Below are 22,615 nucleotides of genomic sequence, written 5' to 3'. Positions count from 1 at the left end.
GTGACGCGTCGTCCCGCCTCCCAGCTCAAGGGGACCGGGAGCGGTCGCTTCGGGTCAGGCGGCCGGTTCGCCGCAGAAGCTGCGGGCGTTGTCGGTCCAGGAACCGAAGCCGCTGTTCACCATCTTGCGGATCACGCCGCACACGTATTGCTTCTGCGCAGCATTGTTGTTCGGCCCGGCATTGTAGCGGGCGATCGCCAGGGTCCAGGTCTTCTCGCGCGTCTTCAGGTCCCGCAGGAAGCGTGCGGCATAGTCGACGTTATGGGCGGGATCGAACATCTCCGTCACCGACGCGAAGTTCTTGCCGTGCCAGCGGTAGTTGATCTGCATGCAGCCGATGTCGATCAGCGACGCGCCGCGCCGGTGGGCGGCGTCGAACGTGGCGAGGGCGTCGGCCAGCGTGGCATTGGGAGCGGAGCGCCCCTCGATGTTCATCGTGTACGGCTGCAGGCCGTCGCGCCCGCCCGTCTCGAGCAGGCCCACGGCATAGAAAACGGCGAGCGGGATGTCGTAACGCTTCGCAGCCGCGGCCACCTGGGCCTCGCAGCTGTGGGACGACGCCGCGGCGGGTGGCGGGGAGGCCGTCCCGGCCACGGCCGGCGGGGCGCAGACCGCAGCCGCCACGCCGGCGATCGCGGCCAGGACGGCGGTGACGCGCTCAAACATAGAGGCCTCCGGCGCGGGGCCGCGCGGCCGACGAGCCGACGTCGTCGAGCGCAGCGTCGCGCGACGACGCCGGGGCTCGGCCGTCGCGCCGCCGTTCGCCGGACCGGTCGCCCGACGATGCGGCTTCGCGGTCCGAGGCTTGGCGGTCGGAGGCTTGGCGGTCGGAGCTCCGTTCACCCGAGGCTTCGCGGTTGCCCGCCCCGCCACCGTCCGGGGACGGCCGGGCCGCGGCGGACGCCGGGGTGGCATCCGACCCGCCGTGGGACAGCGCCAGGCCGCCCCCGCCGAGACCCGCCGCCGAAACGGCAGCCGTGAGGACGTGGCGATCCCGGTCGAGCACGTCGAGCGTGTGGGCATCCGACACCATGATGGAAACGTCCACGCGTCCCCCCGTCATCTTGAGGCGGATCGACACCGACCCCAGGTGCTCCGGGTCGAGCCTGATCACGGCCTCCCGTCCGCCGTCCGACGTGGTGCGGATCTCGCCGGGGACCGCGGGATCGGAGGCGGCCGCCCGCGGGGCGGCAGCGGACGACCCGGTCGCACCCGCATCGGCGAGCGAAGACAGGGCCGCGGCGACCTGTTGGCTCGGCGAGGTCAGCGCCCCGGCGGCCACGAGGTCGATCGACACGGCCGACGGGGAAACCGGCGGGGCGACCTGCGACTCCGGAACGGCGTCGTCCTCGGAGGTGGCGGGATCGTCGGCGTCGGAGGGCCGAGGATCGGCTGTCCCCAGGCCCGGCACGGCGGAGGCTGCCGCTTCCGTGGGACGCGCCGGACCCGCGGGCGCGGGTGCCGGGGCCGATGAAGCGGATCGGGGCGCAGCGGGCCGGCTCCCGGGCGATGTCGGCTTGGGTGAGGACGGCACGGGAGAGGTACCGCCCTGGACGGCCGGCGTCACGGCGGTGTCGGATGCCGGCGCCGGGGCGACCGGCGCATACGCGGGCGCCCCCGGGGAGTTCACCGCGGCGGTCCGAGACGGGTCGGACGGGCCCGTCGGGCCTTCGGGCGGCCCACCGTCCTCGCCTGGGCCGCCCGGCGCCGGGGTCGCGGCCGGGACAGCGCTCCCGCCGGAAGCGGCAGGAACCGCCGTCGCGGTCGAGATGGGGACCACCGGCAGTGACGGCGCCAGCGGAGCGTCGTCGCCCGTCCGGCCTAGACCCGAAGGCGCAGCGGGAGCCGCACTGACATCGGCGGCAGCGGCCGGCACTGCGGCGGCCGACGACGGAAGCGTGGCGGTGTCCATCGGCGTCTGGCCGGGGGCGACCTCGTCACCCGATCCGCCCGAGCCGCCCGAGACGGACGGCGCCACGGGGGCACGGCTCGTGTCGAGCGTCGTCGGCACCGTCGCGACCGGCGGCTGCCGTTGGGCGACGGGCGTGGAGGCTGCGCCCTGCGCCGAGGCAGGGGCGGGCGGAGCTTTGGTGTCGAGCACGGCCGTCTTCGCCGCCATCGGCGCGGCGGAGGAGGGAGCCCCGCCCGTGGTGGGGGAATCGGCGGCCGGTACGGCGCCGCCCGAAGATCCCGTTTCGACCGTCGAGGCGGGCGACGGCGCGGGCGTCGATGGCGAGGACGTCGACGGGGGGGGTGCCGGCGGCACCACGGACGGGGGCGACGTCGCCAGAACGGCGAGCGCGAGGCTCGCCACCGTCGTTGCGCTCTGGTCCGATTGGTTTTGTGGCGCGGCGTCCTCGGGGGCGTCGTCCTCGTCATCGTCCCCGACGCCGGGAGTGTCGTCGGGCCCGGCGCCGGATCGTGCCGCGACGGCGAAGCGCGCCAGATTGCCGGCCCGCGGCGGATCGGCCGTGACGGTGGGAGGCGACACTTGCACCGTGGCCTGCGCCGACCCGCCGGAGGAAGGCACGGCGGCGCTCTTCGCCACGGCGTCGAGCAGCCCGCCGAAGCTCGACGCGGCGGGCGCGGCGGCCGATGGCGAGGCGACCGCCCCCGCCTGTGCCGCAAATCTTCCGCCGCCGAAACCGGCCGGCATCCAATTGACGTCTGCCGTCATGGCGTGGCTCCGGCGCGCGTCGGGGTGGCGTCGGCTCCGGAACGGCCGAGATCGGATGCCAGCAGCGCGTCGCTGGCGGCCAAGGCGCGATGGGCTCGGTCGAGCAGCGCCGCCGTCGGGCTGTCGGGGGCGGCGCCGGCCAGGTCCTGTCCGCGGTCGCCGAGGTCGGCGTCCACCGAAGCCGCCACCGCGGTCGCGGCGTCGCGCAGCTCGGCGTCGCGGGGGGGCAACCTGGCCGCGTCGATGGCGTCCAGCGCCGACCGGGCCGCCGGCGCCCCGGCGGACGCGGCCGTCGCCGCGGCGGCGTAGAGCTTGGCCCGCTCCGCTTCGCCGGGATCGGGAGACAGCGCCGCGGCACGGGCGGACGCGTAGCGCGCGGCCTCGGCCCGACCGCCCACCAGCGCATCGCGCGCGAGCGTGAGGTAGATGGACCGACGCTCCGTCGGCGGGAACTCCGCCAACACCGGATCGAGCTTCGCCAGCTGCGCGACGTCGCCGCCCAGGGCGAGCTTCACCGCGAAGGAGGTGAACCGGCCCTTGAAGTTCGCCGCGAAGACGGAGGACCGATAGCGCCGGATATACTGGCGCGACAGGCCCAAGAACTTGTCCAGGGTCGCCGCATCGGCGAGCAGGAAGATCTGGCGGCGTAGCGCAGCCTCCTCCACCAGCGTGCCGGGGACGAGCAGCCGCGCGGCGTCCAGCATGGCGTCGGCGCGGGCGGGCTCCTTGTCGGTCAACAGCGTCGCCATGATCAGCGCCAAGTGCCCGCCGAGGCTGGCCGGCAGGGCTTTCGGGTCCAAGGTGCCGAGGAGCTTGCGGGCGACGTCGTCCTGCCCTTCCGCGTAGGCGAGCGCACCCTTCACGAGCCGATCGCCCTCGGGCGTGAAGGCGGGATGCCGCTCCAGCACGGCGCGCAGGACGGAAGGCCGGCCGGCGCTGAACAGGTAGAGCGCCGCCGCCTGGGCATTGCGCGGCTCCTTCCAGTCAGCGGGGTCCGCCGCTGCGAAGACATCCGCGACGTGGACGAGCATCTTGGCCTGCGCGGCCTGGGCGGCGACGCTGCCGTGCGCCACGCGATCCTGCAGCAGTTGCAGGGCCCGCACGGCCACGAAGGGCGCCAGCGGCCGCCCGGTCACCTTGGCGCCATCGCCGGTGGACTGGGCCCCTTCGGCTTCGACCTCCGGCGCCTTGACGGAGGCCTCCGGCGGCTTGACGGCGGCCTCCGGCGGTTTGGCTTCGCTGGCGCGGGCCGGCGAAGCCGCGGCGGCGAACAGCGCGGCCGCGAGGACGAGGCATCGGCGGTGGCGCGGCGTCACGGCGCTTCCCTCAGCAGGATCTCGATGCGGCGGTTTTCCGGGGCGTCCGGCTCGCGGGCATTGCGCGGCTGGCGGTCTGCGTAGCCCTCGATCCGCTCGAAACGGGCGTCGTCGACGCCGCCTCGCACGAGCATGTAATGGGCCACGTCGGCCCGCGCCGACGACAGGCGCCAGTTGTCGTAGGAGCCGGAGCGGTATTTCCGGGAGTCGGTGTAGCCGCGCAGCACGATGCGGCCCTTCTGTGCCTTCAACAGCCGCCCGATCTTCTCCATCAGGGTGACGGTGCGGGGCGAAGGCTCGGCCGAAGCGCTGGAGAACATGGAGAACCGCGCGTCGTCCGTGAGGCCGATCAGCACGCCTTCGGCGGTCTGCTTCACCTCGACCTTCGGCTCGGGGCCGGCCGACGACGCCGCGACGGACTTCATCAGCGCGTCGATCCGGCTCTTCAGCTCGGCGGCCTTCGCGTTCGGCGAGGCGGGAAGCGGCATACCGGCAGCGTCGACCGTGGCCGGCGAGGGCATGGGGGCGGCCGTCGGCACCGCCGACGACGCGCCCGGGTCCGTCCGGCCGGAGTCGGCGGCACCGTCGACGGCGCCGACGGGGTGCATAGCCTGCGGGTCGAAGGGGTCGCGATAGGCATCTCCACCGCGCCCCTCCGAAGGGGCGGCCGTGCCGGCCCCTCCCTTGGCGCCGTCGTTCGGCGCCGCGACGCCGGTCTGCGACGGCTTGGAGTCCTTCGCGCCGATCTCGCTCAGCACCGCGTAAGGGTCCTTGAACAGCGCGACATCGTCCTTCTTGGCCTCCTCCTTCTTCGCTTCCTCTTTCTTGGCCTCCTCTTTCTTGGCCTCGTCCTTCGCGGGCTTCTCGTCGGACGGCTTGGCGGGCGCGGCGCCCTCCTTTGCGCTTTCCTTCTCGGCCGCGGGCTTGGCTTCCTTCTCGGAGGGCGGCTTGGCTTCCTTCTCGGGCGCGGGCTTGGTGCTCTTCTTGGGGTCCTGCACCTTCTCGGTCTGGTCGCCGAGGCCGGGCGGCTGCGGGGTCGAGTCGACGAGCTGGATCGGGTTGAAGTACTTCACGATGGCAGCCTTGGTCTTCTCGTTCGCCGACAGGAGCCACATGACCAGGAAGAAGGCCATCATGGCGGTGACGAAATCCGCGTAGGCGATCTTCCACGCGCCGCCGTGATGGCCGTCGTCGTGGCCGCCGCCGTGGCGCTTGATGATGATGATCTCGTGGGGGTGGGATTCGTCGCTCATTCCGTGTCCCCCATGCGGCGGCGCAGCGCGGAGGCCCAGGCCTCGAGGCGCGTCTCGATCGTGCTGTTGTCGGCCTTGACGGTGACCTCGGCGGCCTTGGACGGCGCGAACCGGATCCCGTCCTCGGCGATCCCGACGCGGGACAGCGAGGCCCGCAGGCTGTCCAGCAGGTCTTGAGGCCCCGCCACCGCGATGGTGCCGCCGGTGCCCGCCAGCACGAGATCGCCGATGGCGTCGCGCAGCTGGGCCACGGCGGCGATGCGCAGGGCTTCGTCGAGCAGCGGTTCCAGCGCGGCGGCGACCCCGTCCGCCAACGCGGCTTCCAGCGCGGCGCAGCCGGCGCGGAGGCCGTCGGCCAGGGCTTCGCCCTCGGCCGCCGCCCAGGCGGCGCGGGCCTCGTCGCGCTCGGCCGCGTGGCGCTCGGCGAGGGCGGCCAGCGCCGCCGCGTGGGCCGCATCGGCTTCCGCCAGGGCGGCCGCGACGGCCTCGGCCACGAGGTCGACGGCGGGTTCAGGGTCGTCGGGGACGGTTTCGGGTTCGATCTCGACGGGCAGCACCTCGCGGCCGAGCAGCGGCCAGGCGCCGCGGGGCAGCGTGGGCCGATCGAGGTCGAACTCGACCAGGAAGCGATGGAGCGCGCTCATCAGGCGGCCTCCTTCCTATGGATCCACTGCTTCAGCACCGCCGCGGCCTGCTGCTCGTCGAACTCGATCATCTGCTCCAGGCGCTTCTGCGGGGACCGCCGGGGCTGGCTGGTGATGTCGTCGATGAGGCTGACCTCCTCGTTCCAGGCCGCGACCTGGGGCGGCGAGGGGCGGTCGCCGCCGAGCGCGTCGAGACCCATCGCCATCTCGTCGGAACCGCCGACCTCGCTCGAATCCGGCAGCATGATGGGAGCGTCGCCCATGCCGTCCAGCATCGGCAGGCCGTCGTCCGCGGCGAGGGCGGACGAGGGCGCCCCCAGCACGCGGGTCAGCGGCCGCACCACGAAGATCACCACCACGCCGGTGAAGATCAGGACCAGGCCGGCGTTGATCAGCGTGCCCGACTGGCGCATCACGGCTTCCATCAGGCCGGGCGCCGGCACGGGCTCGAGGTCGCGGGCGTTGTCGACGAAATCGACCGCCATCACCTTGACGCTGTCGCCGCGCGCCTTGTCGACGCCCGCCGCCGAGCCGACGAGCTGCTCCACCTCGGCGAGCTTCTTGTCGACCTCGCCCGGCGCGGGCTTGTCGCCGAGCGCCGCCGCGAAGGCGGCGCGGTTGATCACCACCGCGATCGACAGGCGGTCGATGCTATAGCCGGTGCTCGACGTGGTGACGGTCTTGGACGAGATTTCGAAGTTGTTCAGCTCCTCGCGCTTGTCGTTCTGCTCGGAGGAGTTCTTGCCGTCGCCGGCGGGCGGCTTGGCGCCGGGCAGGTTCTGGGCGGCACCGGTGGGGGCGGAGTTCGTCGAGTTCTGCTGGTTCTGTGTTTCCTTGACGGTGCGGGTAGAGCGCTCGACGCGGCCGTCCGGGTTGTAGATGGTTTCCGCCGTCTGCTTGGTGTCGGTGTTGAGCCGGGCCGTCACCGACACCTGCAGGTTCTTGGCGCCCAGCGAGGGGGTGAGGGTGCGGCGGATGTTCTCGCCGACGTTGCGGTCGATGACCTTCTCGAGGTCGAGCATCTTGGTGGGGGCGCCGTTGGCGGCGTCGTCGCCCGACGCCAGCACGGTGCCGTCGGTGGACAGCACCGTCACCTCGTCGATCGTCATGCCGGGCACGGCCGCGGCCACGAGGTGGCGGATGGCGCCGGCGACGTGGCTGTCGTCGAGGCTCGACGCGCGGATCACCACCGAGGCCGAGGGCGGCTGGCGGGCGCGGCGGAACGAGCCCTCGTCGGGCAGGACCACGTGGACGCGGGCGGCGCGGATGCCCGAGATGGACTGGATGGTGCGGGCGAGCTCGCCTTCGAGCGCGCGGACGCGGGTGACGTCCTGCATGAAGGAGGTGAGGCCGAGCGAGCCCATCTTGTCGTAGAGCTCGTATCCGGCGTTGCCCGAATGCGGCAGGCCGCGCTCGGCCAGCAGCATGCGGGCCTGGGCGGTCTGGCCGTAGTGGACCGCAACGGCGGTGCCGTCGGGGCTGACGTCGAAGGGGATGTCGGCGTCGTGCAGCGCCGCGCCGATGGAGGCCACGTCGCCCCGGTCGAGGCCGGAATACAGGGTCTCGGTGGCGGGCCGGCTGAGGTAGTAGCCGCCGACGCCGACCAGCGCGAAGATCGCTACCCCGATCGCCGCGAGGGCGCCGAGCTTGCGTCCCCCGAGCTGGAGCAGGTTCGCCCCCAGCCGCTGCACCTGTTCCATCGCGTTCATCGAAACCCCTGACGGCACTCGGCGTCAGGGTCAGTGTCGCGGGCGGAGCTTGTGCGGGGGTGGGCGGTGGGACGGGCCGGCGCCCCTCAGCCGCCTAAAAGGTTCATGATGAAGCGGTGATGGTGGTTGGTGATCGGCAGGGGCTGGCCGGCGAGCGCGGCCTGGGCGGCGCGGGCCTGATCGAGGAGCGCGGCCAGGCCGGGGGCCGGGGTGTCGGCCACGGGCCCCGCGGGCGGCACCCCGGCGACGGAGGCGGGCGCCGGGGGAGCCGGCCCATCCGAGCCCGCGCGCGAGGCCGGTGCCGCTGCGGCGACGGCGGATCGCAGGGAGGATCCCTCGACGGAGTTCATCTGGTCTCTGCTTTCATGCCTCGCCCGCCATCTCTCCCGGCGAGGATGGCACATGGGGGATTGCCGATGGATTAAGCGGCGGTTGCCGGGGCGGAACCCGACGTGACCGCCGCATGACGGTGCAATCCGTCCATGTAATCGACCTCCAGGCGCGTACCGGAGCGCCGGTCGATCTCGTTCAGGACGCGCACCACGACGTCGAAGGCTCCGTAGACCTCGTGCATGATCCTCGCCATCGCCATGAGGCGACGGTCCGTCAGCCGGTCCAGGGCCAGCACGTCCTTGATGAACACCGCGTCCGCCCAGACGAGCTGGCTCAGCCCCGCATACGGGTCGTCGGCGACGGCCAACGGCTTGATGACCCGGCTCGTCGGCTGGACAAAGCGATGAAACATGAAGCCCTGCCGGCGGAGGAACTGATCCACGTCCGCGAACAGCGGCTGATCGACGTACAGCGGCAGAAACTCCACCTCGGTCTGCACCACCACCGCCCCGGCCAACCGATCGACGGCGTTCCGGAACACCAGGAGTTCGGCGCCCTGGATGTCTATTTTCAGGAGATCCAGGTCCGCGGTCGCGGGGACGTCGTCGAGCCGCACCGTATCGACGTCGAGCGTCTCGACGACCTTTCCCCATTCGGGAAAGCCGGCGAAGAGCGCGAGCACGGCCGGATCGGGTTCGAGCAGCGACGTCATCCCCGGCGCCTGGCAGATGCGCAGCCGGTGCCGCTCGCCGTCACCGACGACCAGGGGCATGTAGAGCTCGTGGGGCGACCGGGCGGCGTTGAGGCGGTCGAGGGCCTCGGGGTTGGGCTCGAACCCCACGACGCTGGTCGCGCCGTTGCTCATCAAGGTCGCATAGGGCGCCGGCCCGTCGATCGGGTTGGCCCCGACGTCGACGACCTTGACGTCGACGGTCGATCCCGTGAGCCCCGCGAAGGAGGGCGCCCTGCGTGAAACCGTCATGCTGATCTCCTCTCCTCTCGTGCGCGGCGTCACGCCAGCGGCGCCAGCGCGGCCTTCACCCGCCCCAGGGTCTCGGGCTCCCGCACGCAGGCATAGCGCTCCGGGTTGACGCACCAGCGCGCAAACAACGCGGGGACGTCGGTGGGGGACACGCCGTCTTCGGCGCAGAAGCGCGCGACGGCCTCGGGATCGTTCATTCGGGGGTAACAGGGATGAAACCGGCAGGATGGAGCCACCGCCACCGCCCGGCGAGCGTGGTCGCCCGGGCGGTGAGGGAGGCGGTTCGATCCCGCGACCACCGAATAGAGGCCGACTATGGCGATGTCGGAGGCGCCCGCGAGCTGGATCGGCCCGGAATCGCCGCTGATCAGGATGTCGCAGCGGCGCAGGAGCGCCAGCGTCTCGTCGAGCGTCAGCCGGTCCGTCAGGTCGAGGACCGAGGGACGATCGAGCGACGCGACGCTCCGACCGTCCTGGCTCCGCGTCTCACCGACGACGATCACGGCGTCGCCCGCCGCCACGAGGTCCTCGGCGAGCGCCTGCCAGAACTGCGGGGGCCACGTGCGGTTCGGGTCGGTGACGCCGGGATGGAGCACGACCTTCCTCCGGCCGGCGGGGATACCGGCGAGGTGTCGGTCGACGTCGACGGCCGCCGCCAGCTCGATCCGCACGCCCTTGCAGGCCTCGGGAAGCGTGAGGCCCAGCGACATCAGGAACGCGTCGACCTGATGCAGGCGGGATATGCCGAAATGGGCCGGAGACCAGTCGAGGTACCTGACGTCGGCCATGCCCGAGGCGCGGAAGTGGGCCACCATGGCGTCGGCGTCGGTGAACACGCGCTCGATGGCCGGGCAGGCCGAGGCGATCCCCTCGTAGTCCGGGGACGTCTCGATGTAGACGCACAGCCCAGTCGCAGCCCTGACGGCGGAGAGGGCCGAGAGCGCCATGAGCACATCGCCCATGCCCGCCACCCGTTTGACCACGAGGGCGTCGACCTTCTTCAGGGACTGGCCGGGGCTGAACGGCTTTCGGGCCTCGAGGACGATCTCGGACCATTGCACCACGTTGTTGCTCGAGCGGACGGCCTGAGTCAGGGCATCGTCGGTGACGGATTTGGACTGCCACGCGTTCAGCCACTGCGGGTCGAGATGCCGCGTGACGGAGACGACGGGGAGGTCGATCTTGAGATATTTGGCGAGAGGCGTGCCGGGCAGCTTCCTCGACTGCCATTCCTCGTTCAGCGCGAGATCGAGGGGCTGGAACGTCCCGGGCAGGATCGGACGCTGGTGGGTCGGGTCGGAAAAGTAATCGTCATGGCGTGGATCGGGCACGCGGATCACGATCCGGGCCGAAGGCCGGCAGATCCGATAAAGCTCCCTCATGACGTCGAGGAACACGTTCGAATGGCCCCCGAGGTGTTCCAGCACATGGCTGAGAAGCACCTCCTCGGCGCTGTCATCGGCAATCGGCCAGGGAAACGATTCGAGATCCATGACGAGATCGGGTTCGGAATCGGGATACTTGTCGCAATTGATCCAACCGAACCTGTAATCGCTGCCGCACCCCAGGTTATATTTCATCGGACTCTCTTCGGATCATGCTGGGGTCGATCGGCTGATTCCGGCGCGGGCCCGGGCGGTCGGCGGGCGCGATCCGCAGGTTCAGGACCCCACCCGGCGCCGCCGTCGGCGACCGCGAAGGGCTCCGGCGCCAGTCCCGCCGCGCCGCGTTCCACCATCCGTTCCAGCGCAGCCTCGTAGTTGCGCACGTAGCGCGGCGTGTCGAACAGCGGCGCGACGAGCCGGTTCGCGCCCAGGCGCTCCCGCAGCGCCCGGAGCCGCGCGGGATCGCCCGCCAGCGCCAGCGCCTCGCGCTCGTAGTCGGCGAGGCTCGCTGTGATCAGCTCCGGCAAGCCGACCGCTGTGAGCAGGCTCGCGGCGACGCGGCTTGTGAAATGCGTACCGGTGCAGGTCAGCACGGGAACCCCGCACCAGAGCGCCTCGCTGGCCGTCGTGTGGGCGTTGACGGGCAGCGTGTCGAGGAACAGGTTGGCCAGGCCGAGCCGGGCGAGGTGGTCGTCGTAGATGGCGCGGGGCGCGAAGACGAGCCGGGTTCCCGCGATACCCCGCTCCTCCGCGGCCTCCCGCAGGTTCAGGTCCGCAAGGTCGTTGCCCTGCAGCAGCCACAGCACGGCGCTTGGCACGGCGTGGAGCAGCCGCATCCAGATGGAGAAGACATTGGGGGTGAGCTTGTAGTTGGCGTTGAAGCAGCAGAAGACGAATCCCTCGGCCGGCAGGCCGTGGGCCTCGCGCGTCGCGCGCGGGTCGGCCGTGGGGCGGCGGCGGTCGTTCGGCTGGTAGCTGTGCGGCAGGTGGACGATGGCCTCGTCGAAGAACGGCTGCATCTCCATCGGGGCGACGATGCGGTCCGCGACGATGTAGTCGATGGATGTCGTCCCCATCGACCCCGGGTATCCGAGATAGTTCACCTGGATGGGCGCCGGCCGGTAGGCGAGGATGCCCGGGCGGCTGTCGGTGGTGAAGCCCTTCAGGTCGACGAGGATGTCGACGCCGTCGGCCGCGATGCGCTCGGCGGCCTCCCGGTCGTCGAGGGCGGCGAGTTCGACCATGCGGTCGAGCCCCGAGACCATGTCGCGGCCGAGGGGCGAGTCGTCGATCCGCCCGATGTTGTAGCCGCAGAGCTCGAACCGGCCGCGGTTCTGGAGGCGGAAGACCTCCGCGACCAGCGCCGCCGTGGCGTGGCCGCGGAAGTCGGCTGACAGGTAGCCGAGGCGGATCGGGCCGCGGCGGCCCGGCGCGGCGCCGACCGCGCGGGGAGGCAGCGGGACGGCCGGCGCCGGCATGCGGACCTCCGCCCAGGAGCGGGTCCACAGGTGCGTTTCGAGGTCGGGCAACCCCAGGGCCATGATGAGGAACGGGGAGATCGTATGGCCGGCCGCGATGGCGCGCGCGAGCAGGTCCGCGACGAGGGTCTCGTAATCGCGCCACAGGCAGGCGTGCATCCGGGCCCAGCAGCCCATCCACAGCAGTTCGAGCCGCTCGGGGGCGAGCGCGTAGGCATGGTCGAAGACCGCGATCGCGGCCGCGTTCTGCCCGAGGTTGCGATGCGCCTCGGCGAGCGGGCCGTAGATGTCGACCAGCGCGGGGTCGAGCGCCGCGGCATGGCGGAGGAACCGGACGGACTCCGCGTAGCGCTCGAGTTCGAGGAGGAGGACGCCCATGTTGAGGTATCCCCTCGCATCGTCCGGGCAGAGTTCGATGGTGGTCCTCAAGTCCCCCAGGGCTTCCTGCCGCCGGCCCCGGCGCTGGAGGAGGAGGCCGCGGAGGGTGGTGAGCTTGGCCGAATCGGGCTCCCGTCCCAGGGCGCGGTCCAGTTCCCCGATGGCGGCGTCGGGATCGTCCCGATCGAGCAGCGATCGGCTGAGGCCGACGAGGGCCACGGCCTGGGCGGAATCCCGCGCCAGCACGGCGCGGAAGCCGGCTTCGGCCTCGGACCTTCGCCCGGCCTGGGCCAGGGTCAGGGCGCGCTCGACGAGGCCCGAGGCCTCTCCCGGCTTCAGGCGGATCAGGGCATCGCAGCTCGCGAGGCTTTCCGCCGTGTTCCCCATCTGGCGCAGGATCCGGGCCCGGCGGAGGTGGGCCGGTTCATAGCCGGGATCGATGGCCAGGGCGCGGCCGCAGGCGGCGGCGGCGCCTGCGAGATCGGCGGTGAGGCTGAGGACGTGGCCCAGCACGGTGTGGGCGTTGGGATCGCGCGGCCGCAGCGCGATGGCGCGCCGCGCCGCCACGACCGCTTCGTCCCGCCGCCCCCCGTCGGCGAGGGACAGGGCCATGTTGAGCCACGCATCGGCGTGGTCGGGGCGGCGGGCCAGGACCCGTTCGAACTGCCCGACCGCCTCGGCCTGGCGCCCGCAGCGTGCTGCCACGACGGCGAGGTCGTGCAGCGACGACAGGTCGGTCGGGTCCTCCGCGACGCATCGCGCGAAGAGGGTTTCGGCCGTCGCGGTGTCCCCGGACCGCAAGGCCGAGACCGCACGGGCGCGGACCGAGGTCGAGTTGGACGGCCGGCCCGTCGCCGGGTCGCGGCCGGCCCTTCTGCGTTCCGCTCGGTTCACCGCTCAACCCCGCCCTCGATCCACTGCAGGCGGAGGATCGACGACGTCACTTGCCTCGGGCTGGCCCTTCAAACGGCGGAAGGGCCCGCACGGGCGTGCGGACCCTTCGATCTCTCGCGTCGCGCCGGGGCGGGCGTCCGCCGCCCCCGGAGGACCGGGTTTACTGGAACAGCTTGAGGATGAGCTGGCTGTTCTGGTTGGCGATGGACAGGGCCTGGATGCCGAGCTGCTGCTGCGTCTGCAGGGCCTGGAGCCGGGTCGAGGCTACGTTCATGTCGGCGTCCACCAGCGAGGTCGCTGGCATACTGGCCTACGACCGTCGTGCCGTCGTTGCCGGTGCCCGTGGAGCCCGCCGTTCCCTGGGCGCTGGTGACGCCGAGCCCGGAGCCGAGAAGTCCGCCGGTCGCGCCACTGCCGCCGAGCGCGATGCCGCTCGTGGTCACCGTCAACACGCCGGTGTTCGTGGTGCCGGCCCCGTTGCGGGAGAAGGAGTCGACGATGTTGGTCGTGACCGTGCTGCCGTCGAGCAGGTTGACACCGTTGAACGAGGCCGAGCGCATGACGCTGATCAGGCTCTGCTGCTGGGCGTTGATGTCGCTCTGCACCTGGGTGGGGTTGGTGCCCGACGTCTGGGCGGTGACCAGATCGGCTTTCATCTGCTTCAGGATGGTCTCGACGCTGCTCATCGCCGAGGTGGCGGTGTTGAGCACCGAGGCGCCGAGGTTCAGGGCGTTCGTCACGGCGCCGAGCGCGCTCGTGTCCGACTTCATGCTCGTGGCGATCGACCAATAGGCGGCGTTGTCCGACGCGTTGGCGACCGAGAGGCCGGACGAGATCTGCGCCTGCGTCTTGCTCAGATCCTTCTGCGTGTTGGACAGGTTCTGCAGCGCCGTCATGGCGGAGGTGTTGGTGAGAAGGCTGCTCATCGCGAGGATTATCCCGAAGCTCGTTCCAAGGTGACGGAGGACATCCCGGATCGCTGCCGGTCCGCAGGGTCGGCCTGATGCCTTTGATCGGTGGCCCGGATGCCCCGGTCCGATCAATCCTGCGTGTCCGGACACTAGGGGGTAGCCCCTTACTCAAGGGTTAAGCTTAGCGAATGATGGGCGAATCCCCCGGCGGCGGCCCCGCCGTTCACCATGGCGCCATCCAGCCGCGCGAGTGCCAGGAACGACCGGGTGCGAGGGTTCGGTTTCAAGGAATCTTAGCATCTCCCCCGCATCGTCCCAGGTGCGAAGCCGACACCATTCCCGGCCGAGCGATCGCCGCTGCGGGAACACATGAGGTGTCCCCGACTGGGCCCACGATCCCGCCGGGGCGGCGCCCCGCGGGATCCTGAAGCGCAGGACAGCGCGACGGTGTCTGGATCTGCCGATCCACGCGCGGTCCGGTGGATCGAGGGTAGCCTCGGGCATCGACCGACGGAGATCGGCACCTTGCCCAACCATCGTTGCGACGTCGTGGGGCGGCGAGCACCGCCACCTCCCCGACGTCAACCTCGCTGACCTCCCACCGGCCTGATCGTCAGGCGGAGCGCCTTTGATGACTTCGATCATTTCCCATCTGTCAGTGTCGCAGGTGGCCGCCCTGACGACAACGGCGATGTCCGGTCTGACGACCACCGACATTGGCGCCCTGTCGACCGCCCAGGCCGCCGTCCTGTCGGCTACGCAGGTGAACGCCCTGAATACGGCCGACCTGCAGTCGCTCGTCACGACCCAGATCACGGCGCTGTCGGCCCGGACGGTGAGCGGGCTCACGCTGAGCAAGATCGCGCTGCTCACCACGACGCAATTTGGCGGCTTCGTCCCCACGCAGGTCTCGGCCCTGACGACGCCGGAGCTAAACGCCCTCACGCCGGGCGAGGTGCAGGGCCAGATCGCCAGCCTGACGGCGAACCAGATCGCGGGCCTCGACTCCACCCACCTCAACGGCCTCGACACCACGACCATCGGGGCGCTCGCCACCACGCAGGTGAAGGCTCTCACCGCCGCCCAGATCAACAGCCTGTCAGGTGTCGGCCTTCAACGCCACCCAGGTCGGCGCCCTGTCGGCCAAGCAGCTCAATGCCCTCACGGCTTCCGAAGTGCAGGGCCAGATCGCCAACGTGACCGCCGGCCAGATCGCGGGCCTCGACTCCACGCACCTCAACGGCCTCGACACCACCACCGTGGCGGCGCTCACCACCACGCAGGTCACCGCGCTCACCGCCGCCCAGATCAACAGCCTGTCGTCGACGAACCTCGACGCCCTCGACGTCACCAAGCTGTCCGCCGGCCAGGTCGCCACCCTGTCGACCACCGCCGCGTCCGGCCTGACCACCACCCAGGTGTCCACTCTCAACACCGCCCAGGTCGCGGCCCTCACGACGGCTCATCTCAACGCCCTCACGCCGGGCGAGGTGCAGGGGCAGATCGCCAAGCTGACGGCGAACGAGGTCGCCAGCCTCAACTCCACCCACATCAACGGCCTCGACACCACCACCATCGGGGCGCTCGCCGCGACGCAGGTCAAGGCGCTGACGAGCTCCCAGCTCAACGCCATGAGCGTGACCGACCTCATGGCTCTCGTGGTGGCCAACCTCGCCAGTTCCCAGGTGGCGGCCCTGTCCACGACGGCAGCGTCCAACCTGTCCGCCACCCAGGTGTCGGGCCTGTCCACCACCCAGGTCGCGGCCCTCACGGCGGCCGACGTCAACGCCCTCGGCACGTCCAAGCTCGCGACCCTCACGGCTCCCCAGGCCGGCGCGCTGACGGCGCAGCAGATCGCCGGGCTGACGACGACCAACTTCGCGGCCCTGAGCATCACCACAGGGATCCCGGCGTTGAGCAACACCGCCATCGCGGGGATCTCGACCGCCGACATCGCCGCACTGACGACGACACAGGGCAACGCCTTCACCGACGCGCAGATCAACGTGATGTCGAACGCGCAGGCGGACGCGCTGGCGAGGCTCCTCGCTTGATCCCGGCGCCGCGGATCGAACCGGGCCCACCCCGGATGGACGGCTCGTCCGTCCGGGGTGGGTTACGGCGGGGTCGCGGTCTTGGAAACCCCGCCGTCCGGTGCCATAGGGGGCGGCGACCGCACGATGGATTGACCCATGCCGGACCAGCAGGCCCCGTCGACGACCGCCGACGGGCTCTTCGACGCCTCCATCGCCCGAGCCTCCGCCCAGGCGATGCCGGTGACCGACCTGTTCTCGGCCGCCTCCGCGCTGACCGTCGCCGGGCAGGCAGGCCGTGCCGCGCAGCTCTACAAGGTCTGGATCGCCTTCAACCCCGCGGACCCGCTCCTCTACGCGGTCTACTTCAATTACGGCACCTGCCTGCGCGACCTCGGGGACCTCCCGGGTGCCATCGCGGTGCTGCGGGACGGCATCAGGCTCCGTCCGGACTTCTATCCGCCCTACATCAATGTCGGGCGCGCGCTGGAGGACAGCGGACAGGTCGCCGCCGCCGTCACGCAGTGGATCGAGCTCACCCACCGCACGGCGGCCATCACGGGAGAGGCCCTGCACCTCAAGATCACGGCCCTCCAGCAGGTCGCCCGCGTGCTCGAAGACCAGCAGCAGGACGCCGGAGCCGAAGACGCGCTCCGGGACTGCCTCTCGCTCGACCCCGCCCAGCGGGAAGCGGTCCAGCACTGGATCGCGTTGCGCCAGCGCCAGTGCAAATGGCCGGTGCTCCAGCCCTGGGACCGGGTGAGCAGGCAGAACCTGCTGCGGGGCATCTCGCCCCTGTCGCTCGCCAACCTCGCTGACGACCCGCTCTTCCAGCTCGCCTCCGCTGACGACTATTGCCGTCATACGATCGGCCGTCCCCAGCGGCCGGACCTGCCTGCCCAGGAAGAAAGCCGTGACCCATCCCGCAAGCTGCGCATAGGCTACGTGTCGTCCGATTTGCGGGAGCACGCCGTGGGCTTCGCCATGACGGACGTGTTCGAAACGCACGATCGCAGCTCTTTCGAAATCTATGCCTACTACTGCGGGATCGGTCGCGACGACTCGACAAAGCGACGGATTCAGGCCGCGTCGGACCGCTGGATAGACATCAATAGCCTCGACGATGCGGCCGCAGCGCGCCGGATCGTCGATGACGGGATCGATATCTTGGTGGATTTAAATGGCTACACCAAGTCTGCCCGCACCAAAATTTTCGCGATGCGTCCCGCTCCCATCGCGGTGAACTGGTTTGGCTTCCCGGGCACGTTGGGCAGTCCGTACCATAACTACATCATCGCCGATTCTTACGTGGTGCCGGAGGATCACGAGCGCTTCTACTCGGAACGGGTTCTCAGGTTGCCCTGCTATCAACCCAACGACCGACATCGGGCCGTATCGTCCCAGCGCCCGACACGGCAGGACGAGAATCTGCCGGAGAAGGCCGTAGTTTTTTGCTGTCTCAACGGCATGCAGAAGCTGACGCAAGCCGTTTTTGCTCGTTGGATGACGATCCTCGTCCGGGTGCCGGACAGCGTGCTCTGGCTCCTGAGTGGTACGGCCGAGACCAACGAGCGCCTGCGCACGCGCGCCACGCTGAGCGGGGTATCTCCGGATCGGCTGATCTTCGCCGACAAAAAACCCAACCCTGACCACCTCGCCCGTTATCCGCTAGCCGACCTCTTCCTCGACACCCTGCCATACGGCGCGCATACGACTGCCGCAGATGCTCTATGGATGGGAGTCCCCATCCTCACTCAGCCCGGGCGAAGCTTCGCGTCTCGCGTCTGCGGCAGCGTGCTGACGGCCGCCGGCCTCCGTGACACGATCACGGCGACGCCAGAGGCCTACGTGGAATGCGCCGTAGAGCTCGGCCTCGATCGGGCCGCTCTGGCGGAGCTGAAGGCCCGGCTGACGGCGGGACGCGATACTTGCCTACTCTTCGACACTCCTCATCTGGTACGTCACCTGGAGGATCTCTACCGTGTCATGTGGACGGAGGCGGGCCAGGGCCGGCTCCCCACGCCGCAGCTCGGCAGCCTCGATATTTATCACACGATCGGGTTGGAGGAACTCGATCTCGAGGCGAGCGAGGATCTTAAAGACGAAGCATACTTGGCGCGCTACCGCGATGCACTCATCGCGTGGAACGACACCTACCCGATCGCGCCGGACAACCGGCTTTGGACTGGGCGAGACAGGGGCTGACCACCCTGACCGCCGAAAACGCCACGTCAACACGACCTGCCAATGTGCCCGTTCATCTCCGATTGAACACGACGAGGTACGCCTCCACGAATACGACCGGGACAAGCTCCTTACCAAGAGATTCCAGCCGTCGATCAGCACGAAGAAGAGCACCTTCAGCGGCAAGGAGACGACGCAGGGCGACAGCATCATCATGCCAGTCGACATGGTGATGGTGGACACCACCATGTCGATCATCGGCAACGGCAACGTGATCAGGAAACCGATCTCGAAGCCGCAGCGGATCTCGGACATCCTGAAGGCGGGGACGAGCACGCGCAGGTCCACCGCGCTCCGCTCGGCCGGGGTCGCCCCGGGCGCCGTGGCGCTCGCGGCCGGCTTGATGCTGGCGGGGGCGAGGTCATCGATGAGCTTGAGGCCCTTCGAGGCCATGCTGGGACTGCGCAAGGCCTCGGCTTCGCCGGATCCTGGATCGTCGTCGAGCGGAACCGCATGCTCGGACTTCGCTTGAAGCTCCCAAGAGATCATCGGTCTTGTTCAGGTGCAGTCCGCATCGTCTTCAGACTTTTTCTGGATGCTCGCGCCGCCTGGGACGGATCATTCTGTCTGCGGACATCCGCTTTTTGGCAATGCGTCGTCGATGAGCCCACGCAACCTTTCCAGTCCGCTTTTACAGCCCTCGGCCACAGGCTGGAGGACGAAAAATGCCGATGTGGGAGAAGGGTTAGCGACGACTTTCCGCAACGTTAAGAATTTTATGCCTTCATCGGGGTGTCAAAACGTCATCAGGTACCATCATGAAGCTCCTGTCGTCACCACGCATCGCGTTTCGCCTCCTCATGATGGCGGCGGCCGCTATGGTGCTGATCGTCGCCATGAGAGCCTTGAACTTCCAGCAGCTCAAGGTCGTCTATTCCGCGGCCTCGGATACGCAATCCGTCTGGATGCCGCGAACCGTGAAGCTCGACCAGATCCTCTTCACGATGCTCCGGTACCACACGACGACGATCCGCAAGGCGATCGCGGTCGACCCCACCGAGATCAAGAGCCTGGATGGCGAATTCGTCGAGATGGATGCCGCCATCCCGGCCTCGCTCGACGGCTACAAGGCGACCATCACGTCGGACGCCGAGCGTGCGCTCTGGACCGCCTACCAGAGCAAATGGAACGCCTATCTGGAAGCCCGGGCGCCCATCGTCCAGGAGGCCGCAAAGGGGAACCGCGCCGCTGCCGTGGCGGCGATCGCTCCGGCGAGGCCGTCGCTCGTCGACGCCTTCGAGGCGATCTCGGCGGTCATCAACGTCAACAATGCCGGGGCCAGCGCCTCCGCGCTCCAGGCCGGCCAGGCCTACGACACGGCGTAGCGGATCACTGTCGGGCTGTCGGCGATCGGCACGCTGATCATGGTGGGATTCGCGGTCTGGATTGTGCGCAGCATCGCCAGGCCGGTGACCTCCATGGTCAAGGCCATGCACGCCGTGGTGGCGGGCGATCTCGAAGCCCCCATCCCCTACGCCGATCGGTCGGACGAGATCGGCCAGATGGCCGGCGCCGCCGAAGCCTTCCGGCAGGCCTCCTTCGAGAACAGGCGCCTCGAGCAGGAGGCGAGCCAGGCGCGGGGCCGGGGCGAGGCGGAACGGCGGGACATCCAGGCTTCGGCCGAAGCCGCCGCGCAGCGGCGGCTGCTGGACACCACCGCCGTCCTGGCGGCGGGGCTCAATGGCCTCGCCAGCGGCGACCGGACGACCCGGCTCGATGTCCCGCTCCCACCGGAATACGAGCAGCTTCGGCTCGACCTCAACCAGGCGATCCTTCAGCTCGGCACCACCATCTCCGGCGTGGCGCAGGTGGCCGATCAGATCGACGCCGGCTCGCGGCACATCAACCGCAGCTCGGACGACCTGTCGAGCCGGACGGAGCGCCAGGCCGCCAGCCTGGAGCAAACCGCGGCCGCCCTCGACGAGATCACCGCCGCCGCCCGGAAGGCTTCCGACACCGCGCTCAGCGCCCGCGATCTGGTGGCGGCCACCCGCCAGGATGCCGAATCGTCGAGCGTCGTGGTCCGGCAGGCGGTGGAGGCCATGAACGACATCGAGCGCTCGGCGCGCGAGATCGGCCAGATCATCAGCGTCATCGACGAGATCGCCTTCCAGACCAACCTGCTCGCCCTCAACGCCGGGGTGGAAGCCGCGCGGGCCGGCGACGCGGGCCGGGGTTTCGCGGTCGTGGCGTCGGAGGTGCGGGCGCTGGCGCAGCGCTCTGCCGATGCCGCCAAGGAGATCAAGGGCCTGATCCTGGCGTCGAGCGACCAGGTGTCCCGGGGCGTCGACCTCGTCGGGCGGGTCGAGGCGGTGCTGAGCACCATCGTGGCCCAGGTGGGCCGGATCGACGGCGGCATCGCCGAGATGGCCTCCTCCGGACACGAGCAGTCGAGCGCGCTGGAGCAGGTCAATATCGCGATCAACCAGCTGGATCAGACGACGCAGCAGAACGCCGCCATGGTGGAGGAGGCCACGGCCGCCACCCACGCCCTGCATGGCGAGGCCGAAACGCTCTCGGAGCTGATCCGTCGGTTCAAGATCACCCAGGCTGGGCGGAGCGATGCCTTCGAGCCTCGTCTCGCGCCAGTTCCCGCGCGCGGCACGACGCCCCGGCTCCAGATGCGGACCATCGGCCAGTCCGCCATACCGGCAGAGCTCGCCTCTTCGGGGTCTTGGGAGGAGTTCTAGTGGTCCGACCCAAACGGATGGCTCATCCCTTTGGTCAAGTCGGCCCACTAGCTTGGACGCGGTGCACCGACTCGCACCAAACAGATGGTGCCCATCTGTTTGGTGCGGTGCGCTAGAGCTGTTTCCGATCAGGTTTGATCATAGCCCGCGACCGCGAGACACTTGCGGAACCCGTCGAGCGTGAAGCGGGTGATGGCTTGCCGGAGGGCGACGTGCAAGTCCGGATCGGTCCGGGCCGCTGCCGTCCGAAGCAGGGCGTTCAGCTCGCCGAAGGCGTGCTCGACCGGATCGACGTCGAGGCTGTAGCCCCGAAAGGCGGATCAGGCGAACGCCAGCTGCCTCGACAGCGTCTCGCACGGCCTTCACCTTGTAGGCTCTGGGGTTGTTCCACGACCGTGTCGCCGGGCGCGAGGGCCAGGGACGAGGACGTCGCTCACGACCGCCCGCTCCCCCGCGGGAAGTCCGTGCCCGTGGTGGTGGTGTCGTGCCCATGCGGCACGGCGATGTGGCAACGCTCGCCGCGCCTGGCCCGGCCATTGCGGCAGGGTATGTCGGTGGCCGCAGCAGCCTCGTCCAGGAACACGACCCGCTCGGGATCCAGGTCGAATTGACCCTCGAATCAGTCCTCGCGCGCCTTCATCACGTCGGGACGACCTCGCTCAGCGGCGTGAGGATCCCCTTGTCTACGGCTGATGCCCTGGCGCAAGAAGAAGCGGTGCAGTCCGCTGGTGCTGATCGTCGAACCCTTCTCGCCCAAGCTGGCGCGCAGGTCGACATGCAACCGTGATTTTCACACCCGCACGACACTTCGGCGCGAGCCCCGATGCTGCGGCAGCGTTGATCCCCTCCATCGGCTCGGCGGCGACGTCCTTCATCTGAAAACGGGCCTTCCATCGGATGGCCGCCGTCACACCGACGCCGAAAAGCACCCCAAAAGCCTATTGATCGACGGTGTGAGCCCCCGCCGTTTCGTACCGGACGGAAACAGCTCTATTCGAGCCGATGAGCCGAGACGCGACCCTGATGGATGTCGAAACCGGCATATCTCAGCCGCGGTCCGCTCCTGCCGCCAGGCGGCCCTCACCACAGATCAATATATTAACCATCAATCACCCATGATAGCGCATCTGAACTGAATTCGAGAATGCGATGCGACTCTCCATGCTGATCGGTGCCGGCCTGATGATCATGGGAACGGTGTGCGGTGTCACAACGATCCGGAATCTCAGTACAGATTACAAGTTGTACAGTAACGGTGTCTTGGGAGAGCGCGCCGGCAATCTGGCCGGCCGCGTCATGGCGGCGTCGACTGCCGTCTCGTTGGAGCGAGGGCCGACCAACGGGATGTTGGGCGCGAACACGCCCAGCGACACACAGAAGAATGCGCTGATCGCCGCCCGGACCACGACCGACCAGGCGTTCGAGGCCGCGGAGCGGTCAGCCTCCGCGTTGAGCCCTGATCAGTCACGACCGATCGTGGACGCGATCAGACAAGCGAAGGATCAGGTCGGTGGTAAGCATCCGGCCAGCACCGCAGGTCAGGGCTGCCGCGTGATGTCGGCCTCTGGAAGGTTGTGGGTGCCCCGTCAGGCCGCCTGAGCCAGGGCTGCGCCGGGTCGGCTGGCCTTCCAGTTCCAGGGCAGCAGCTCGTCGAGGCGCTTCGCGGGGTGGTCCGGCAGGCGGGCGAG

16 protein-coding genes and 2 pseudogenes are annotated in these 22,615 nt (G+C 69.8%); 6 read left to right on the top strand and 12 right to left on the bottom strand.

Annotated features, from left to right (window positions below):
- Window positions 1–54 precede the first annotated feature (54 nt).
- The 11 genes and pseudogenes from D3273_RS18305 to D3273_RS18260 all read right to left on the bottom strand — a co-directional run bounded on the left by D3273_RS18305 (window position 55) and on the right by D3273_RS18260 (window position 13,975).
- Complete coding sequence (locus D3273_RS18305) at window positions 55–666, bottom strand: transglycosylase SLT domain-containing protein (RefSeq protein ID WP_129228340.1); 612 nt, start codon at window positions 664–666, stop codon at window positions 55–57.
- Complete coding sequence (locus tag D3273_RS18300) at window positions 659–2,677, bottom strand: flagellar hook-length control protein FliK (RefSeq protein WP_129228339.1); 2,019 nt, start codon at window positions 2,675–2,677, stop codon at window positions 659–661. Before D3273_RS18300 ends, D3273_RS18305 begins: the two co-directional genes overlap by 8 nt.
- Window positions 2,674–3,993, bottom strand: coding sequence for a chemotaxis protein (locus tag D3273_RS18295; protein WP_129228338.1), 1,320 nt, complete (start codon window positions 3,991–3,993; stop codon window positions 2,674–2,676). Before D3273_RS18295 ends, D3273_RS18300 begins: the two co-directional genes overlap by 4 nt.
- Window positions 3,990–5,246, bottom strand: coding sequence for a flagellar motor protein MotB (locus tag D3273_RS18290; protein WP_129228337.1), 1,257 nt, complete (start codon window positions 5,244–5,246; stop codon window positions 3,990–3,992). The genes D3273_RS18295 and D3273_RS18290 overlap by 4 nt, the downstream gene beginning before the upstream one ends.
- Window positions 5,243–5,890 carry a hypothetical protein gene (locus tag D3273_RS18285; RefSeq protein WP_129228336.1) on the bottom strand — a complete coding sequence of 216 codons (648 nt, stop codon included), beginning with the start codon at window positions 5,888–5,890 and terminating at the stop codon, window positions 5,243–5,245. Before D3273_RS18285 ends, D3273_RS18290 begins: the two co-directional genes overlap by 4 nt.
- Window positions 5,890–7,599, bottom strand: coding sequence for a flagellar basal-body MS-ring/collar protein FliF (gene fliF / locus D3273_RS18280; RefSeq protein ID WP_129228335.1), 1,710 nt, complete (start codon window positions 7,597–7,599; stop codon window positions 5,890–5,892). Before fliF ends, D3273_RS18285 begins: the two co-directional genes overlap by 1 nt.
- A gap of 86 nt (window positions 7,600–7,685) precedes the next feature.
- Window positions 7,686–7,820: a hypothetical protein gene (locus D3273_RS29680; protein WP_281011330.1), complete on the bottom strand. Its 135-nt coding sequence runs from the start codon at window positions 7,818–7,820 to the stop codon at window positions 7,686–7,688.
- Between the two features lie 200 nt (window positions 7,821–8,020).
- Entirely contained in the window at window positions 8,021–8,914 is an 894-nt protein-coding gene (locus D3273_RS18275) for an FkbM family methyltransferase (RefSeq protein ID WP_129228334.1), read from the bottom strand.
- 29 nt (window positions 8,915–8,943) lie between these two features.
- Entirely contained in the window at window positions 8,944–10,494 is a 1,551-nt protein-coding gene (locus D3273_RS18270; RefSeq protein ID WP_129228333.1) for a glycosyltransferase family 9 protein, read from the bottom strand.
- Window positions 10,491–13,049, bottom strand: a complete 2,559-nt coding sequence (locus D3273_RS18265; RefSeq protein WP_129228332.1) for a tetratricopeptide repeat protein — start codon at window positions 13,047–13,049, stop codon at window positions 10,491–10,493. The genes D3273_RS18270 and D3273_RS18265 overlap by 4 nt, the downstream gene beginning before the upstream one ends.
- A 160-nt stretch (window positions 13,050–13,209) precedes the next feature.
- A pseudogene (locus tag D3273_RS18260) lies at window positions 13,210–13,975 on the bottom strand (flagellin N-terminal helical domain-containing protein).
- Window positions 13,976–15,063: 1,088 nt separating this feature from the next.
- Between D3273_RS18260 and D3273_RS18255 the strand changes: the two are divergent.
- Both D3273_RS18255 and D3273_RS18250 read left to right on the top strand, forming a co-directional pair.
- Entirely contained in the window at window positions 15,064–16,014 is a 951-nt protein-coding gene (locus D3273_RS18255) for a hypothetical protein (protein ID WP_129228331.1), read from the top strand.
- Between the two features lie 138 nt (window positions 16,015–16,152).
- Complete coding sequence (locus D3273_RS18250) at window positions 16,153–18,198, top strand: O-linked N-acetylglucosamine transferase, SPINDLY family protein (protein WP_129228330.1); 2,046 nt, start codon at window positions 16,153–16,155, stop codon at window positions 18,196–18,198.
- A gap of 87 nt (window positions 18,199–18,285) precedes the next feature.
- On the opposite strand, the pseudogene D3273_RS29275 reads toward D3273_RS18250, so the two are convergent.
- Window positions 18,286–18,621, bottom strand: a pseudogene (locus tag D3273_RS29275) (flagellar type III secretion system pore protein FliP); the annotation flags it as partial.
- Window positions 18,622–18,995: 374 nt separating this feature from the next.
- Between D3273_RS29275 and D3273_RS18240 the strand changes: the two are divergent.
- The 4 genes from D3273_RS18240 (at window position 18,996) to D3273_RS18225 (ending at window position 22,526) form a co-directional block, all read left to right on the top strand.
- Window positions 18,996–19,562, top strand: a complete 567-nt coding sequence (locus tag D3273_RS18240) for an MCP four helix bundle domain-containing protein (protein WP_129228329.1) — start codon at window positions 18,996–18,998, stop codon at window positions 19,560–19,562.
- A gap of 93 nt (window positions 19,563–19,655) precedes the next feature.
- The gene (locus D3273_RS18235) at window positions 19,656–20,927 is read left to right on the top strand and encodes a methyl-accepting chemotaxis protein (protein WP_165359565.1); all 1,272 of its coding nucleotides are present in this window, start codon (window positions 19,656–19,658) and stop codon (window positions 20,925–20,927) included.
- Between the two features lie 490 nt (window positions 20,928–21,417).
- Window positions 21,418–21,714, top strand: coding sequence for a hypothetical protein (locus tag D3273_RS18230; RefSeq protein ID WP_129228327.1), 297 nt, complete (start codon window positions 21,418–21,420; stop codon window positions 21,712–21,714).
- Window positions 21,715–22,088: 374 nt separating this feature from the next.
- A complete protein-coding gene (locus tag D3273_RS18225; protein ID WP_129228326.1) occupies window positions 22,089–22,526 on the top strand; it encodes a hypothetical protein in 438 nt (145 codons plus the stop codon).
- The last annotated feature ends 89 nt before the right edge of the window (window positions 22,527–22,615 follow it).

Origin of the sequence: Lichenibacterium minor (genome assembly GCF_004137685.1) — a bacterium.
In the GTDB taxonomy this organism is placed as follows: Bacteria; Pseudomonadota; Alphaproteobacteria; order Rhizobiales; family Beijerinckiaceae; genus Lichenihabitans; species Lichenihabitans minor.
The sequence above is the reverse complement of the archived record's forward strand: the minus strand, read 5'-3'. Positions and strand labels throughout refer to the sequence as shown.